At 48.2% G+C, this 17,661-nt stretch carries 13 protein-coding genes; 1 reads left to right on the forward strand and 12 read right to left on the reverse strand.

The annotated features are described in order from the left end of the window. Positions 1-9: 9 nt before the first annotated feature. From ACJJI3_RS14825 to pepB, 5 genes are all read right to left on the reverse strand, one after another. Complete coding sequence (locus tag ACJJI3_RS14825) at positions 10-726, reverse strand: CARDB domain-containing protein (protein ID WP_444940139.1); 717 nt, start codon at positions 724-726, stop codon at positions 10-12. A gap of 290 nt (positions 727-1,016) precedes the next feature. Continuing rightward, entirely contained in the window at positions 1,017-2,063 is a 1,047-nt protein-coding gene (locus ACJJI3_RS14830) for a DUF3667 domain-containing protein (RefSeq protein WP_444940140.1), read from the reverse strand. Positions 2,064-2,130: 67 nt separating this feature from the next. Next, entirely contained in the window at positions 2,131-3,273 is a 1,143-nt protein-coding gene (locus ACJJI3_RS14835) for a DUF3667 domain-containing protein (RefSeq protein WP_444940141.1), read from the reverse strand. 232 nt (positions 3,274-3,505) lie between these two features. Beyond that, positions 3,506-4,660, reverse strand: coding sequence for a DUF3667 domain-containing protein (locus tag ACJJI3_RS14840; RefSeq protein WP_444940142.1), 1,155 nt, complete (start codon positions 4,658-4,660; stop codon positions 3,506-3,508). Positions 4,661-4,893: 233 nt separating this feature from the next. Continuing rightward, the gene (gene pepB, locus ACJJI3_RS14845; RefSeq protein WP_444940143.1) at positions 4,894-6,183 is read right to left on the reverse strand and encodes an aminopeptidase PepB; all 1,290 of its coding nucleotides are present in this window, start codon (positions 6,181-6,183) and stop codon (positions 4,894-4,896) included. Positions 6,184-6,348: 165 nt separating this feature from the next. Between pepB and ACJJI3_RS14850 the strand changes: the two genes are divergently transcribed. Then, positions 6,349-7,767, forward strand: a complete 1,419-nt coding sequence (locus ACJJI3_RS14850) for a hypothetical protein (RefSeq protein WP_444940144.1) — start codon at positions 6,349-6,351, stop codon at positions 7,765-7,767. Between the two features lie 57 nt (positions 7,768-7,824). Here the strand turns inward: ACJJI3_RS14850 and ACJJI3_RS14855 are convergent, their stop codons facing one another. The 7 genes from ACJJI3_RS14855 to ACJJI3_RS14885 all read right to left on the reverse strand — a co-directional run bounded on the left by ACJJI3_RS14855 (position 7,825) and on the right by ACJJI3_RS14885 (position 17,460). Continuing rightward, positions 7,825-8,190, reverse strand: a complete 366-nt coding sequence (locus ACJJI3_RS14855) for a thiol-disulfide oxidoreductase DCC family protein (RefSeq protein ID WP_444906538.1) — start codon at positions 8,188-8,190, stop codon at positions 7,825-7,827. A 35-nt stretch (positions 8,191-8,225) separates the two neighbouring features. Further along, the gene (locus ACJJI3_RS14860) at positions 8,226-8,693 is read right to left on the reverse strand and encodes a cupin domain-containing protein (RefSeq protein ID WP_444906539.1); all 468 of its coding nucleotides are present in this window, start codon (positions 8,691-8,693) and stop codon (positions 8,226-8,228) included. Between the two features lie 53 nt (positions 8,694-8,746). Further along, entirely contained in the window at positions 8,747-10,150 is a 1,404-nt protein-coding gene (locus ACJJI3_RS14865) for a rhomboid family intramembrane serine protease (protein WP_444906540.1), read from the reverse strand. Positions 10,151-10,288: 138 nt separating this feature from the next. After that, positions 10,289-12,451: a mechanosensitive ion channel family protein gene (locus ACJJI3_RS14870; RefSeq protein ID WP_444940145.1), complete on the reverse strand. Its 2,163-nt coding sequence runs from the start codon at positions 12,449-12,451 to the stop codon at positions 10,289-10,291. Positions 12,452-12,550: 99 nt separating this feature from the next. Beyond that, positions 12,551-13,135, reverse strand: coding sequence for a DUF6515 family protein (locus ACJJI3_RS14875; RefSeq protein WP_444942563.1), 585 nt, complete (start codon positions 13,133-13,135; stop codon positions 12,551-12,553). A 114-nt stretch (positions 13,136-13,249) separates the two neighbouring features. After that, a complete protein-coding gene (locus ACJJI3_RS14880; protein WP_444940146.1) occupies positions 13,250-14,368 on the reverse strand; it encodes an efflux RND transporter periplasmic adaptor subunit in 1,119 nt (372 codons plus the stop codon). Continuing rightward, the gene (locus ACJJI3_RS14885) at positions 14,365-17,460 is read right to left on the reverse strand and encodes an efflux RND transporter permease subunit (protein ID WP_444912011.1); all 3,096 of its coding nucleotides are present in this window, start codon (positions 17,458-17,460) and stop codon (positions 14,365-14,367) included. Before ACJJI3_RS14885 ends, ACJJI3_RS14880 begins: the two co-directional genes overlap by 4 nt. Positions 17,461-17,661: the final 201 nt, after the last annotated feature.

Raw genomic sequence — 17,661 nt, forward strand, 5'->3', positions numbered from 1 at the left:
TATCTACTACTACCCTTGCTCGGCATAAGTCAGTGTATTGTTATTTTCGTTACACTCATCGACGAGATTGGTAAAGTCAGCAGTTACCTCTAAAACCGCATCCGGATCAAAAACCCAGTAACCCAAAGTAAATACAATACTTACAGTGCCACCTGCTGGAATTGCAGGCGTCGCCTGTACATCGTTGGCTAGTGTATCAATATCTAAAAGGCGAGCCTGGCTGATTGGCGCTGCCAGAGCACCTATATTAGTGATATCGACCACGGTAATGGATTGCCCGGTTCCAGGATTCCAGATCGGATCATAGATTTGGCTCACTATCAGGTCAGGTTTATTACATACACACAGACACATATAGTGATCATCTTCTTTGACACCATAAGGGGTTCCGACATAGCAAACCGGCTTATCATCAAACTGATTGCCATAGAGCCAGTGAGATGATGGGTCATTGACAGGTTTCTCGATTATTTCAGGGTCGCGAGTTACCTTACAAACACTGGTAGATTCAAAATCATCTATCAAGTCAGTAGCAACCTCTGACTCAGGTACCCCTCCAACCCAAATTGCGCAAGTCCGACGACATGTCAGTGGGCCCTGTCCCTGCCAATAATTTGGAAACCAACCCGCTTCATAGTTTTGCATACTTAAATCTTGAATTGGGTCTGCATAACTGCTAGAAGCTAAAATAACTAAAATAACTACACGCAATATAGATTTAAACATAACGCCCTCCATTTAAGTGAATACACCTATAAATTTACCCATTCCAGATTCATTTAACTTAGACTGAATTTATGGGCAGGGCGATTGTAAACTGTGCTTAATGAATATCTATGGAGACAGTAAAATTCTGGCGGGCATTAATTTTCTTTCTATTGAATGCAAACAAAAACAAACGCCTTCAAACCGTGTATTTCTAATAACAATTAGAATAGAAAGCCATCTATCATACAATTATAAATAGCAAAATAACGCAGCTGGATCAAGAATCACAAATTGGAATAACTAGAAATTTATAATTCAGCCAAACTATAAAATGCGGCCATTACCGTACAGAGCATAATTAATGGCAGATAAACAAAATTTAAAACCGAGTATTTAATATAGGTCGAGACCCACCCCTCTTTATAAATATTCTTTTGCATCACTAGTAAATTTATTGGCATCCAAAGGAAAAGCAGTAGCAAAACCCCATAACATAAAATTTCCACCCAGAACAAAGGCTCAACAAATTCTTGCAAGAGAAAAATAGCAGTTCCTAGCAACAACGTTAGACTCACATAGGCATGGCTATGGAGCGATACAATAACATGCTCCATATACAGTTTTTCTCTACACGCATAAAGTAGCCACAATATACCTGAATATATTGGCAGCATAAGTAACAGCATTGTAGGAAGAGATCCGAAGAAAGCCTTAGCAAAGATTGTAGGGTTTTCCGACACTCGCTCAATATTACTTCTCGCCTTTTTGAATTCGATATCAAACCAATGACGCCATGACTGCGGTATAAACTCTACGGTATAGACTTTTTCTTCAATAATTGAGAGTACCCGATTAAAAGATATCGACCATACTTCTTGCTTATTTTCTGCTCCACGAATGTCCAATTTCCTGCCACCAGGTAAATCCCAGTCAAATTGTTTTTCTGTCTCACCTGTGGACGACGGAGCCATTTTGGCGGCAACATTATCGCTAGTGCGGATAGGCTGCTCTTGAGCAATACTCCAATCACTACTAATACGAATCAGAAAAAAGGCGCTTACGCAAAGAAAGATAAACAGCTTTACCGGGCTTACATATCGTGCTCGCCTTCCAGATAAGTATTCTATCGTTAAAAACCCTGGGGATAACAGTAAAGCCGGCAGTGTTTTCCACAAGTGTGAATCAAATGCCACAAGGGTATTTAGAAAGTCTCTAATTACACTTGATAAGCGTCTCACAATACCTTCTGCTGACTGTCCACAGCCATAACAGAAATACCCCAATAAAATTGTATTACAGTTAGAGCAATAATCTTGCCTATCTACCGACGTTTCCTTTCGACTTCTAATACCCACTATATCTTCCGACTATATATAACTGTAAACTTTAAATGTCCATCAATTTATATCGCTAAAACCGTTATTACAATCCAGCCAAGCTCCAAACGATGGCAAAAACCGCTCCAATTGATAATAGACACAAGTAAGCCATCCCCAATACTGAATATTTACAAAAGGTTACAAACCAGCCTTGCCTATATATACGCTTTTGCATCCAAAGGAGATAAACCAGAACCCAAAAAATCAATAAGGTTATCAGGGCCTCTAAAGCTAATGTTATAGGAGTATACCCAGCCATGTTAACACTTAGCACGTATAAGATATTTCCAATCAGGATACTTAGAAATATAAAAGCATGACTATGTAAAGCTACAATTAAGTGCTCCATATATAGTCGACGCTTAAAGATATAGAGCACCCATAACATCATGGCAAACATTGGCAACATGATTAACAGTGCATAAGGAAGCGTCTTAAGAAATGCTTTCTTGAACCGATTTGGATTTTCAGTAACTTGCTTAATATTCTGGTTGGCATTTTCAATCTTGGCATCCATCCAGTCTTGCATGGGCTTTGGCAGGCCTTTGATATCCATTCTTATCAATTTATTATCTGGATCATTGGCTGATGACTGCCAAACCGGCTCCGAGTCCTCTTGAGAAATTATTTGCCCCTCATCACTGCCTTTAACAATCTCATTTTTAATACCCTCTTTAACCTCCTCTTTAGCTTCGATAAGACTTATTTCAGCCTTCTTAATTTCTCCTAGCAGGTCTTTTTGTTCAGGAATTTCAGTATGTACTGGCCGATCCGCCTGCAAAAGGAGGTCGACACCCGACGCTTCTAACTGAGGTCCTTCATTTGAAGCATCAGCATCCATAAAATTGATTGTCCAGTCTCCACTCAAACGAGTTACAAAAAGACTGGTGATACAGAGAAAAATAAATAGCCGTACAGGGCTTACATATCGAACACGACGACCAGAAAAATACTCTGTTGTTAAAAACCCTGGTCGGAAGAATAGCGCAGGTATGGTTTTCCATGTTCTGGAGTCAAACGCCAACAAGGTATCTAAGAAATCACCGATTACAGATGAAAAATGCCGCACCATACCTTTAACTGGCTGACCACAAGCATAACAATGGGGACCTAACAACTGTGTACAGCAGTTTGCGCACTTATTATCTTCATTACAAACACTTGCTATTAATGTCGTACTACTCAAGATCTACTTCCTTCGACATTCCCTTTAACTACTTACCACCAGTAATCGAAAGTCCAATTTTCTGAACAGAATTACGGATATAAAAATTTGCAATACAATATTCTGAATATAGACAGTGCTGCGAGTAAACTCTCTAGTTTGAATAACTTAACATCTAAACAGCACAGTTTCACCAACACCAACCATTTAACGCTTATGCGTTTAATGGTTGGAATCCTATTAGGATATATCCTTATAACTCTGCCAAACTCCAAAATACAGTAAGAGCCGCACCAACAGATAATAAAATTAGATAGACCAACCCCAAAAAAGAATACTTAAACAATGTCATGAACCAACCCTGCTGATATACACGCTTTTGCATCCAAAAAAGATATACAGGAACCCAAAGAACTAATAGTGCCATCAGGCTATTAAGAGATGAGGATATAAATGCGTATCCTTCCAGTTGACTACTAATACTATAAAACAGGTTGCCAATCAGGATACTCAGGCAGATAAAAGCCTGGCTGTGTAACGCTACAATCAGGTGCTCCATATAAAGTCTGCGTTTAAAGACGTAAAGCACCCACAGCATCATGGCAAATATTGGCAGTATGACTATAAGAGTTGACGGAAGAGCTCCCAAGAATGCTTTTTTGAAACGATTTGGATCATCGGTCACCCTTTCTACATTTTTATGGGCGCTCTCTACTTTACGGTTAACCCAATCTTCTAATGGTTTGGGAAGCCAATCAACTTGAAGAAACTCTCTATCTAACTCACTAATAGTCTCATTCAATCCTGAGGCCAGTTCCTCTTTAGAAAGGTTTTCCGATCCATTCTGGCCTCCATCAATCTCACTTAAATCCTCATTGAATTTATGCAAACCACCGGTAAGCTTCTCTTGTTCTCTAATCAGATTTTTCTCAACATCTTCCAAAACAGCGACAGCATAACTATTGTTAACGTGCTTTTCTTTGCCTTTTCGAATATCTTCGATGGCATCGTTATAACCTTGGCTCGCTTTTTCAACATCGACTGACTCAACGTCAACATCTCCAAAATTAATAGCCCAATCACTATTTATCTGGGTTACAAAGAAGCTGGTGATACATAGAAAGATAAACAAGCGTACAGGGCTGACATAACGGACCCGTCGACCAGAGAAATACTCAGCGGTTAAAAATCCAGGTCTAAAAAACAGAGAGGGTATTGTTTTCCATGTGCGGGAATCAAAAGCAAGCAGGGTATCAAAAAAGTCTCCAATGACTGAGGAGAAATGACGAACCATGCCTTTAACCGGCTGACCACAGGCATAGCAATGGAGCCCCAATAGCTCTGCATGACAATTGGCACAATGGTTTGGATTATAATCCGAATTATTTGTAGAGGTTGCAGTGCTCATTACCGCTCACCGAATCACTGATTATCTTATTCACCTGGCAAAAGCTTCCAGGCCCAAGTATCTGCTAACGAACCAGAACCGAAATACCTCAATTAGCAGAATTCTACTAATATCCCGATTATCAGCTGGAGTACAATTTTTTTTAATGACTTATAGGTATTAAGGGAGAGGTAAAAGAAACGCGCCGACTATTAGGCGCGTTTCGAAGGGAAATTGGCATAAATTGCCGGTTGCTAATTATCCAAAAGGAAGCGTGCAATTGTACGCAGGCCGTGCCCTTTAGCACCTGGCGCCCACTGATCATTGCCACTGGGCTGGTAAGAGCCGGAAAGGTCCATATGCACCCAATTGCGCCCTTCATCCCGTACAAAGCGCGCCAGGAAGGAGGCTGCCGTAGATGCACCAGGACTTCCCTCAATACCAACATTGGCGATATCGGCAAAGTTGGACGGGGTTTGCTCAAGGTGGAAACGCTCTAAAGGCAGTCTCCACGCCTTTTCATTTTCCTCAGAAGCTGCTGACAATACCTTTTGTGCTGCTTCATCTTCAAAACTAAAGACAGAGTTGAAATCCCGACCTACAGCCATCTTTGCTGCACCGGTCAGAGTAGCTGCATCCAATAACCAGCGAGGCTCTTCTTCCGAAGCTGCAATTAAACCATCGGCCAGTACCAAGCGCCCTTCAGCATCGGTATTCAGTATTTCTACACTCACACCGTTTTTATATTTAATAATATCGCCCAATTTAAAGGCATGGCCGGAGATCAGGTTTTCTGCGCAGCAGAGATAGAGTTTGACCCGCTTGTTGAGACCTCTGGCTATTGCAAGAGCCAAACCTCCAGTTACCATGGCCGCGCCACCCATATCGGATTTCATTGTGGCCATGTTGTTGGAAGGCTTAATGCTGTAGCCGCCGGAGTCAAAAGTAATTCCTTTACCTACCAAACACATATCAACCGGCGCCTGGTCATCACCCGTCGGGTTGAAGTCCACTTGTAACATCACGGGCTCACGTACACTACCACGCCCAACGTTATGGATACCGACAAACCCTTCACGCAGCAGGTCATCCCCGGCAACTATACGGTAAGTTACCGCACTGGGAGCCAGCTTTTGCAGCATTTCTGCAGCGCTCTCCGCCAATACACGCGGAGACACATCATCAGGAGTACCATTAGTAATTTCACGAACCCAGCGACTGGCATTTTCACGGGCGGCAAGTTCTTTTAACTCGGCGCTGTCATCAGTCCCCCAGTCAATTTTGTTGGATTTACGCGGGTTAAAAAAACCTGCCCAAAATGCCCAGCGGCTTTCAATACTCCAGCTTTCTCCTTTGAGGACAACATCGTTGACCCCCATACCATCGAGCTTTCGGGCAGCTCGCTGCGCTGCAACCAACACAGCGCCTTTCGCAGCGCTAATATGAATATTGGCAGCGCTACCATCAAAGCTCAGCAGTGCTGATTCTCCCCAGGGTTCCGGCGCAAAGCCCTCAACCAAATGAATATGCATAGCCTTTGTCATACAACACCTATTTTGAAACTTGTGTACCAATTTTATCGGTATTTCTCCTGCATTCTAACAGGACATTAAAAATACTTGATGATTGCACCGCCACCGAGTCGACAGATAAACTGTGAACCAAGACAAAATAACTATTAAGTAGAGAAATTCGTTAGGGAAGAATAAATGGCTGATTCCTGCCACTATCACACTAGCAAGACTGCATCCTGGCAGTGCCAGCCCTGCAACCGTCAGTTCTGTGGCGAGTGTATTCCGGGTTCGAGTACCAATTACCATGGGCAGGGTCCCGAATGCCCGCTCTGCCGCGATAGCCTGGAATATATTGGAGCCAGTAACAACGCCAAGCCTTTTTGGCAAATGGGGCTATTTTACTTTCTCTATGCTTTTAAGCCTGGCCCTCTAACAATCATGGCTGTTGCAGCAGCGGGCAGTATGGCAATAACGTCAATGGGTCTTCTGGCTCTTGTCGCTTTGGTAGCCATTGTAGCTGTTGTATCCCGCTACAATCTCTTGGTCATCGAAAGACTCGCAGGAGGCCAACTGGAAGCCCCTACACTGGCAGATGCACTTGATGGCAATGGTGCAATGTTATTTCTGAAAGTCATTGGAATGACATTGATCGCCGGTTTTGTTGGCTACAAGCTTGTACAATTTACTGGAAGCCTCAATGTCATAATGATTTATGCGGCCGCCCTGTCATTTTTAGCGCCGGCTGCAATGATTGCCTTAGCGCTTACCCATAGTTTGAGGTCCGCAATCAACCCACTCAAATTATTGGAATTTACCCTAATCATTGGCTGGCCCTATTGGTTGCTGTTAATTATTACCAATATCATTTCTTTCGCACCCAATATACTAATGGCCGTGGTAAGCGATAAACTGCCGGCTTGGGCAATTTTCCCGACCACAGCAGCCATTGTCTCTTACTTTTCCATCGTCTCAAGTGCTGTGATGGGGTATATCTGCTTAACTCGACAGCAAAAACTGGAAATAGCCTCAATACAAGAAGATGATGAAAATTACTTAGAGGAAAATGAATTTCTGTGTAAGCGCGCTCGGGCTGAAGCGCAAATATTTTTACGCGAAGGGGACTTCAAGGGCGCTCGCCAGGCTCTGGTTGAAGGGTTGCGCCGCTTCCCTAACGACGAAACTCTTAATGAGCGCTACTACCGCCTTTTACTTGCTACTGACGATAAAAAAGCCCTTCAGGAGCTGGGGCCACATCTATTAGAAAAATTTGTACAGATAAATCGCCCACATAAGGCAGCTGAACTGTATTTGGCCACAGAGCCCAGCCCGCCTGTGGCTAAGCCCGAGATACGCCATGCACTTGCCAAAGTGCTATACCAACAGCATAAGTACCAATTGGCAGCACAGCTGCTCAATAATTTACATAAAGAGGCCTATCCACAACTCGATGCTGCCTATCTGTTATTGGCACAAGTATATATGGATGGATTGGGTAGAGAGGACTTGGCAAAAAAACTACTGCACTTTGTCCGACAGAAATTTCCAGAGAGTGCTTTGCGTTCTGAAATCGATACCCTGTGGAAAGTACTTAACAGCACTGCCGAAATTCACTAAATAGCAAAATATGGGTAGCCATCTATGGTGGCTTCCCTAAACCTAGCCCGACATTCGCTACCAATGCTTTAGCGCCCGATTCCATAGATACAAACCTCGCGCAAAAACGTTGTAACCTTTATTCAAAAACCACCTAAGGCCGGCTAGCTTCGACACCCTAGCCTTCCATTGCTCCTTGGGAGAGTTCTCCCAAATTGTAATAAAAGCTTCGTAGCCTACTTTCAGATTTCCATCCGCATCCAATACATGCAACCGCTCACGGACAAACTCTAAATCTGTATTCAGTTCCTTGGCTTTATCTTCATCAATATGAACATCCTCCCAATCCACTTGGCAGGAGACGGACTTTTTCTTTTGTGCTGAAATTCCTGCGTTACAGACTGGACAAGCGGAATTATAAAAAACCCGAATCTTTTCAGGCATAAGCTAAAAATCCATTCTTTTTCTACCGGCGAAAACTACTTAGGGTGGTCAATGTCATCGCGGTTCACCAACTCCCAGGGTAAACCATTATTTCGGTAGATCCGCTGATTTTTTTCTGGGTAGTCGGCAACATCATGTTGCAATCGCTGGCCTACAACTATGCAGCGCAAGGTCACTTCTCCCACATTGCGCATCACATGAGCTGGGCCACCAGCGGGGTAGCCAATAAAATCCCCTGCAGAAACCTGGTGGTGATCGTCACCAATACGCACCTCGGCCCTACCCTCCAGGATATAAACACATTCGTCTTCAAAATAGTGACAATGGAATTCTGTGGATTCATAACCTGGCTCGATTTCAATCATATGGAAACCAAAGCCGGATATGCCGGTAAGATCACCCAGGGACTTGTTTTTACGCACCGCATTGGCATTAAGGAAATGTACCTTGCGCTCCCCCTCCATCCCTGCAATTTCGGTCCCGGTCAAAATATAGCGACTCACTCTGCCCCCAATACAATATTTAATTATTTATAAGACATACCAAATTATGTTCATCAACCTGAGGCAGCCATATCTTGGGTCATCTCTTTCACCTCGCGCGCGCGGCCTTCCTCACCCAGGCGACGATAGTAATTGACCAGAACCATTCCCAGCTTCGGAATCAAGGGGTGATTCACTCGCTGCTGTTTCAAGTGGCGCAGTAATTCCTCTAGCCACGGCCAGTCCTTTTCCTCCGCTGCACGCCGTGCCATCAATAAATTTGCCTTTCCGGTGAGCGCCTTTGGACTTTTTGTTGCCGCCAAGTAGCGGCGATAGCCACTTGCCAGGGTATGGCCATCGATCTCCAGATTTCCTGCCTGGGCAAATAAAGCGAGATTGGCCCGGTGGTAACCTTCACTCTCTGGCGCCGCTGAGGTCAGTTCTATATAGCGCTCAATCAGTGTTAACGCCTGTGGATATTGCCGCACCGCTGAGGCTGCCGCTTCAGTGGCTTCCAGGATTTTTCCCTCTTCCAAAAAACGATCAATCCGCGCCAAGGCTACCCTTTGGGGGGACGGGGCCTCCTCTTCCTCCGGCATAGGTTCCACCATCGGGCGCCAGTACAACACCGCCAAAGTCAGGGCAAAACCTGCAAGTAAACCACCAGTATGGGCCCAGTAGGCAATGCTGGCATCTCCATACAAATAACCGAAAATCTCTTTACCCAACCACAGCGGTAACACCAGCAGCGCCGGTGCACTGAATTCGCCAAACATAAAACCAATGGTGTAAAAGAAACGTAGCCGGCGCACACCGTAAACCGCGACGAACATGCCCATAATTGCCGAGACCGCACCGGAGGCACCCACCATCGGTACATGGCTGCCGGATTCCACCAGCACATGCAGACCTGCTGCCGCCAATCCTCCCACCAGGTAGAGCCCTATAAACCACAACCCTCCCAGGGCCAACTCAACAGACAAGCCAAACAACAGCAGAAACACCATATTGCCGATAAGGTGATCCCAGCTTCCGTGTAGAAACATATGGCCAAAGGCTCCAGCAATACTCGGGTCTGCCGGTATCAGCCCCAGTGCGTTGCTACTGACTCTATCCCGCAGTTGGGCAAACTCCTGCCTCTGTCTTAACCATTCGGTCTCACCCTCTGCTTCGAGCTTCGGCAACAACCAGTGGTGGAATTCAGGGTTACCCAGGGATTCCCGGTAAAAAAACTCCTCCCCTTCCACACCCATCTGCGCTCTCCACTCTGGGTGCATTTCATTGACATACACAAGAAAGCGTTGCTCTTCGAGGTCCGGTAAGTCACTCTCAAAATAGTAATCTTCAGCTTCCTGCCAGCGAGCTTCATCCCCCCCTTGATAGAAAACAAACATCAGTAAGTTAAGGGCAATCAACGCAAAACACATTAATGGCGGCCGGCGCCAGTCGGGTTTGTTTTGGATGGGGATGATCAGCACGGGCTTCCCTTATTGTGATTTCATCAGCGCCCTGAGAGAAAACGCAGTAACACCGGTAAATGAACTTGCACCAACACAAAGGCCAGTAGACTGAAAATACTATGAAATCCCGGAGGTGTCATGCCAGCCGGACTCCAGTTACTTCCTGGCGGTACGGCCAATGATCGCCGGAACATCCCAACTGCGCAGATGCAGATCTCTCTGAGGGAAAGGTACCTCAATACCCTTATCGCGAAATTCCCGCAACAACTCCAAGTTGTACAGGGCATAGGAGTCTCCCAGGGAAGTCACCATATTGCTGTTGACCCACACCACCAACTTGAAGTCGAGGGCATTATCCCCGAACCCCATCAGCCACACCTCGGTTTTTCGCTTCCAGTCGGTATGGGTGATATTGACTCGAGCGGCAGCTTCCAGGGCAGCTTCCCGCACCAAGTCTGGGTCCGAGGCATAAGACACACCAAAGGGTACGTGAATACGGCGCACAGGGTCATCCAGTGTGTGGTTAATAACCCGGCCCGCAACAAACTCAGTGTTGGGCACCAAGATGTCCACATTGTCCCGCGTGGTAATACGGGTTGAGCGCACGCTGATATCGCGGATGCGGCCAAAAACGCCCGACTCCAGCTCCACCAGATCACCCACTTTGAGAGGGCGCTCAAACAGCAAAATCAAACCGGAGATAAAATTCGAGAAGATCGCCTGGAGCCCAAAGCCAATACCTACCGACAGGGCTCCAGCGACCAGGGCCAACTTGGAGGTATCCAGGCCCAACATGCTGAGCACCACAATCAGGGCCGCAGAAATAAAGATGTAGTGCAACACCCGCCCAAGATTGTACATGGAGGATTCACTGGCATGCTCCCTGCGCACAAGCCGGCGCAGGAAGGCCTGGGTGAGTCCAGACAATAGCCAGGCCCCCACCAAGACCACAATCATCTTGGCGATCAACCGCAGGGTTATCGGGTTCTGGGCAACGGTAAATAGCTGATAATCCGCCAACTTACGCCAGCGGTTATAAGCTTGTCTTGCGCCCAGTGCGACTCGTTCGCGCACTGTTGCCCACCAACCCTGGCGCTCCTTATAAACTTCCAGCTGAGCCTTTTCATAGTGCTGAATATCCTGTTCGAGGTCATTGGCGCGGGCTAAACCACTGCCAATACGCTCAAAGTAAGACCACCAGCGGCTCAGGTCTTCGTTCTCTTCATCTTCACGCCAGGCCACCACCTGGCGCTGGCGCACCGCCAGCTCCCGCGACGCACTTTCAATCACAGAGTTGGCATTTTCCAATAAATCCCGACTGATAATCAGGGGGCGCTCTTCGCCCTCTTCATTCAGGACCTCATTGATGGATTGCAGCAACTCACTTTTGCGTTTTTCCAGCTGCTCCTCCAACAAGTCCACTTCAAGCTGCATCAGGGTGAGGTCTTTCTGCATATTGATGGTGGGGTCAGTGGAGGGTTCTGTGGTGCTTTGAATACTGGTGCGAGTCGCAGAAATACGTTCGATTTTCTTTTCGTTTGCGGCGATATCCTTATCTATTTCCTCTGCATCTTTACTGGAGTAGACGAGGGTATCCAGAAGTCTCCGCAATTTAATTTCTGCGCTGTTAATCTTTTCCCGCCAGGTTCCCAGGAAAGTATTAACGGTACTCAGCTGCTCAATAATATTTAGGTGATTTATTTGAGCTAAAAGTAGGGCCTGCGCCGCCTCGTCCTCCTCTCGTCCACTGGAATCGCGCAGCACAATCACTTGCTTGCGCAGTAAAGATAGAGACTGGGACTGGGTTGATTTAAGTTGGCGAGCCTCCAGTTCTACGCCTTTCAACCTACGTCGGCCACGGCTGATGGCAGAATCGGCCTTGGCCCAGTTCAATACCGTTGGGTTCTCTGGAAAATCCACATCCGGCATTAAAGGGACTTTCAGGTACTCCTCTCGTTTTTTCCAGGTAATTGCGATCCCTTGTAAACTTTGGCTAATCTTTTCTGCGCCTTCCTGTAAGGCCTCATCCTCCGGCAAATCCTTTTCCCACTCCTCCCAGCTCTTTGTGACCAAGCTAAGCCATTCTCGTCGCTCTTCGGGAGAAGCACTGGTCCATCCAGTCCACCAATCTGCAGAGGGGTCAGCAAAATCTGGAACCTCCGGCTTAAACTCCTTGGGTTTACTACCGGGAAGCTGGGCGACACTGGAAACAGAGACACAGGCGACACTAAAGAAAAGGAGAAATGAAAGGGCGAGGTGAAGAAAAGAAAATTCTTTGCCGGCACTACAACGAGGGATAAAAAGGCTGGCACCCGGCATAAAATACTTCTATCCGTGAAAAAATCCGGCACTAAAAAAATAGGCGCCTACTGGGCCATATTGTTCAGTGTAGCCCAGGGACTTCCCTGCCCCATGCATTTACCTAAAGCGCCGACTTTGACGCAAACATTTTCTGTATACCTTGCGATATTCACGCATAGCCTGCCTGGTTGTTTTACCAGGCTCACCCGTACGGCGCAGCAAATTTGCCGCCCGGGCTTCACAGTAAATATCCCAATCCTTACGATCGACTCGTTTACCCTCTGAGCGGTGCCGCAAATGGCGGGGCGGATACGCTCGGGGGTATATTTTCTTTTTCGGAGCTAGGGGATTGCGATTAACATGCTGCCAATTGGGAGGGGGCGTGACCACCACATATTGATTGTCCCTGGGGTCTAATAAGAAAAAGGTACCATTACCCGCAAGCATATAATGCTTGTTACCCAAGTTAATGGGGGTTCCAAAAGGTACTCGGGAGACCCGAGCTCCCAGAGGCGGCTCAATCCGGGTATAGGCGTCGGGGCCTTTGCGGTAGAAATAACCATTTTTATAAAAAACTGTCTGGTTATTCACTTCGATAGACTCAGCTCCGGGAGGCAGGTGGCCCGATCGAACCTGAGACTCCGAAACAGAACAGAAGAATACAAGAAATAGGGTAAGCAGGGATCGCATGGCTAATGTCATCAGCAAATTGCAATCCGCTAAGGGTATGGTGCGAGTTTGGCAATCCCAAGCTTATCAACTCAACCTATCAGCACAGCGATATGTGACTTCACAAAATTATGGTCAGGTTGGAAATTAACCGCTACCCGCCTGTAATGGCTCTTTATCTCGCACCACTTCCGACAGCACTTTAACTTCCTGTCCGGGCTGCAAGCGCTCAGCACCACGCACTATCACACGATCGCCCTTAGTGAGATCACCGCTTACCGACACCCATTCACCATCACCACTGCCGATGCGCACAGATAATCGCTCAGCCTTATCCCCCTCGCCCACTCGATATACGAAGGTATCGCCATTTCTTAAAACCAAGGCATCCCTTGGCACAGACATGGTGGCCTGCGCCTGCGCAATGGGCACAGAGACCTGTACCGGCATACCGACAATCCAGTCCCACTGCTCCGGCGCACTCTGTGGCAAAGTTACCATCAGCTTAACTCGCCGGGAGCGATCGCTGGCCACAGGCACAAATTGACGTACCCGTCCGCTAAATAATTGATCATCCACCCGAGCCTCTCCCGGCAGAGAGACAGAATCACTGCGCAGCGCCACTGTGTCACCGATGCGAATCAGCGGCAGGGCCGTCAGGGGAATATCCGCCTCCACTTCCATCTGTGACATATCCAGGGCTCGCAGTAATTCCGAACCGGTGCGCACATATTCTCCCGCCTGTAATTCGCGGCTCACTACCAGAGTGTCGAAAGGTGCATCAATCGCTGTTTTGGATAACTCGTAGGCACGACGATCGCGCTCAATCTGCGCCGCGAGAAGATCCTGGGCCATAGCCTCCCGCTCCGCCTGCTGCTCTTCCAATGCGGCTCGGGAGGTACTATTGGTTTCCGCCAACTTACTCAGTCGATTTAACTGAGCATCCATATAGGTCAACCGCGCACGCAATTGTGCGATGCGGCTGTCACTATTGCGCAGCTGTAATCGCCAGTGAGTACTGTCCAACTCGGCCAGGCGCTCACCCTTTTTAATAAAGCTGCCGGGTTCAGCGACAAATTCCAACACACCATCCAGTTCAGAAGAAACCAGGATATCTCGTCGGCTCACCACCTCACCTGCAGACCACTGGCTAGGAGCGATTTCCCGAACTTGGGCTCGATCCACCAATACCGCAATAGGATCACCCTGGGCCCAGACTCCCGTCGCGCCCAGCGATAAAACGATACCAGCGAGCAATTTCTTCATTGTGAACTCCTCAGGGCAAACCTTTCGCGCATAGCCGTAAATTTTGGTAACGGCAGGCTGCCGGTTTGCAGTAATGCCGGCAATAAAACCAGGGTAAAGAGCGTGCTCACTGCCATGCCGCCCACAATCACTGCGGCCAGGCCGCGGTAAATAACACTGCCCTCACCGGGAGCAACCAACAGTGGCAACATGCCAAACACGCTGGTCAGGGTACTCATAAAAATAGGGCGCAAGCGCAGGCGCAAGGCCTGCTCTACAGCGTCGACCCGAGTGCTACCCGCCATTTCTGCCGCTCGCGTCTGGTGTACCAGCAAAATAGCATTATTCACCACCAGGCCTAGCAGTATCACAAAGCCAATCATGGTGAGCAGATCCAGTGGTTGGAAATCGATCAGGTTTAAAATTTGTAGCGCCAACACCCCTCCCACTGTCGCCAGGGGCACGGTGAGCAATACCAGAGAGGCATCCCGCAAGGAGCGGAACAGTGCACTCATCAGCAGGAATAAAATCAGCAGCGCTAACAGGAAATTCTTGGAAAGCGAGGCCAACGCCTTATCCAGGTCACTGGCATTCCCTCCCACCAAAATACTCCCATCAGCGGGCAGAGCTTCGCGAATCTTCGGCAATACATCCGCCTCCAGCTGTGCGCGCACCTCTTCAAGGGACACATCTTCCGGCGGTACTATATTCAGTGTAATGGTGCGCCGACCATCGACCCGGCGCAAACTGCCCGGCCCCACAGTCCGCTCCACACTGGCCAGCTGACTGAGCGGCACCACTTCTCCGCGGGGTGTTACCAACGGCGTATTTTGCAGTTGTTCTGGAGTACTCCAGGGCTGCGCTTTAAAAATAATATCCAGACGCTTTTCACCGTCAAAATACTCGCCGACATAGAGACCATTGCCCAGCGTTCGAACCAGTCCGCCCATATCCTGGCGGTTCCAACCCTGTTCCAGCATTGCGCGATCATTGGGGCGCACTGTCAATTCAGGTTCTGATAAAGATAAGCCCGGGTTGGTCTGCACCGGTGTTCCCGGCATCACCTCTTCAACAACTTCAACCCCAAGGGCCGCCGCACGCATCAATGCTTCGGCATCACGGGATTGCAGATGTAAAGCAATGTTGCGGTCACCACCGAACTGGCCAAACAGATTACCCCGCGCAGCGAATCCCTGGAAATCAGGAATATCCACCAGGATTTCTTCCCGCAGGATTCTCTCCATCTCCTTGGCTTGATCCATATCCTTAACCCGCACTCCCATAGTGCCGCCATTGGGCCAGGTGATCACGTAGTAGTTCTTCAGGGCTGGTTCGCGCTCACCACTCATGTAGGGTGCCATGCGCTTATCCAACTCGTTGACGATTTCTGTTTCCAAAGTTTTGGTATTAGTGGATGCAGGGAAATTCATCCACACATCGACTGCATCCCTTTTTACCGGCGGTAAATAATCCAGGTTTGGTAAGAATAAATAAGTCGCAACCATGGGCATTAATAAAAGCCCCCCGATCACCTGCCAACGGCGGGTCCTGGTACTGGTCAAAGCCATTACCCGCGCAGTTATTTTTTCCCACACTCGGGAGAGGCGGTCTTCAGTAGAGATAGAGGGTAGCCACAGACGCGCAGCCAGGGGAACCACGGCCACCGCAACCAACAGGGAAAACACCACAGCCACGGCAATAGTCAGGGCCAGATCGCCGAAGACCTGCCCTTCGACGCTGTTAAGGAAAAATACCGGTAGGAATATCGCAACGGTTGTCGCAGTACTGGCCAACAGTGCACCCCACACCTGGCCTGCCCCCTGCTCCGCAGCCTCCTCTGCCCCCCGACCTTTTTCTCTCAGGCGCACAATATTCTCTAACACTACTATCGCGGCATCGAGCACCATACCGGTAGCAAAGGCCAATCCCGCCAGAGAGATGACATTCACGCTGCGGCCTGCAGCCGACAGCACCACAAAGGTCGAAAGTAATGAAATTGGAATCGCTGCGGCAACGATCAAGGTCGCACGCATGCGTCGCATAAACCACCAGAGGACTCCGACAGCTAATACGATACCTAAAATCATATTACCGCCGAGCAAGTTTAAAGCCCGGTAAACAAATACCGATGCATCAAATGATTGCACCAGCACAAGCTGCTCAGCTTTCAATTTAGTTTCATTCAGCTCAGCGACTTTTTGCTTAACCCGCTCCAAAGTCGCCAGCATATTGGCATTGTTGGTACGGTTAATACGGAGAGAAACTGCCGGATTGCCATTTTGCGTGGTGACACCGCGGGATTCGGAAGGCCCCACCTTGACCTCGGCAATATCGCCCAGGCGCACCGGCTGTCCATTGCGCCATTCCAACACTAATTCGGATAAGTCTTTGGGTTCATACTCGCCGACAAAGCGCAGGGTATAGCGACGACGCCCCACGTCGGTAAATCCGCCGGAGACATCCCTGGCAGACGCCAGCTGCCGACTCACTGTAGGCAGCTCTACTCCCAGTTCAGCTGCTTTCCAGGGATCAAAAATAATCTGTAACTCTTCCTGTGCCGCACTCCCAGACTGGGCCTGGACACTGGCAACCCCGGGCACCGACTCCAACTCCGGGCGCAGTACATCTTCAATCAGGCCAGCGTAGTCATCCAGGTTATTCTGGTTATCAGGTAATTTTTGCAGAAAGAAATAGGTCAGTGCTGTGGCATCGCCACCCCAGCCACCCAGCATTACTCGCGGTGGCTCCGCATCCCGGGGCAGTGGCGGCAGGCTGCTCATACGACTGATAACATCAATCAGCACCTTGTTCATATCGGTGCCCATGGCAAATTCCAGATTTGCCCAGGCGCCACCGCGACCGGCGTTGACTTGCATCATTTCCAGACCGGTGAGGCCCTGTAATACGGATTCGATCGGCTCGACAATTTCCGCCTCCACTTCTTTCGGTGCGGCCGCTCTCCAGCCCGCCTGGATAGCGATACGAGGATTGTCGATATCGGGGAAAAGTTGAACCGGCAGCTGGCTGGCGAGGAAAGCTCCAAGCAGAACAGCCATAACCACTGCGACCCCCGCAGCAGCGGGATTTTTTAAAGCGGCGCGTGTTAATGCCATTACTTCAGCCCCAGTTTTTTATTGGGACTGAAGGCTAGCGGAATATGAATTCCTTACAAGGCAGTTGCGACTAGTTGCCAGGAAAATTCGATCAGGCCATGAAGAGCCCGTTTATTCGCGGGAAAGAAAATAAAAATTCACAAAATGAAATCCATGCCTTAAGAGGCAGCGTTACAGTGGAAAGCCCACCTGCTTTGCTGC

It is taken from the genome of Microbulbifer maximicatervae (SeqCode) (assembly GCF_052466985.1).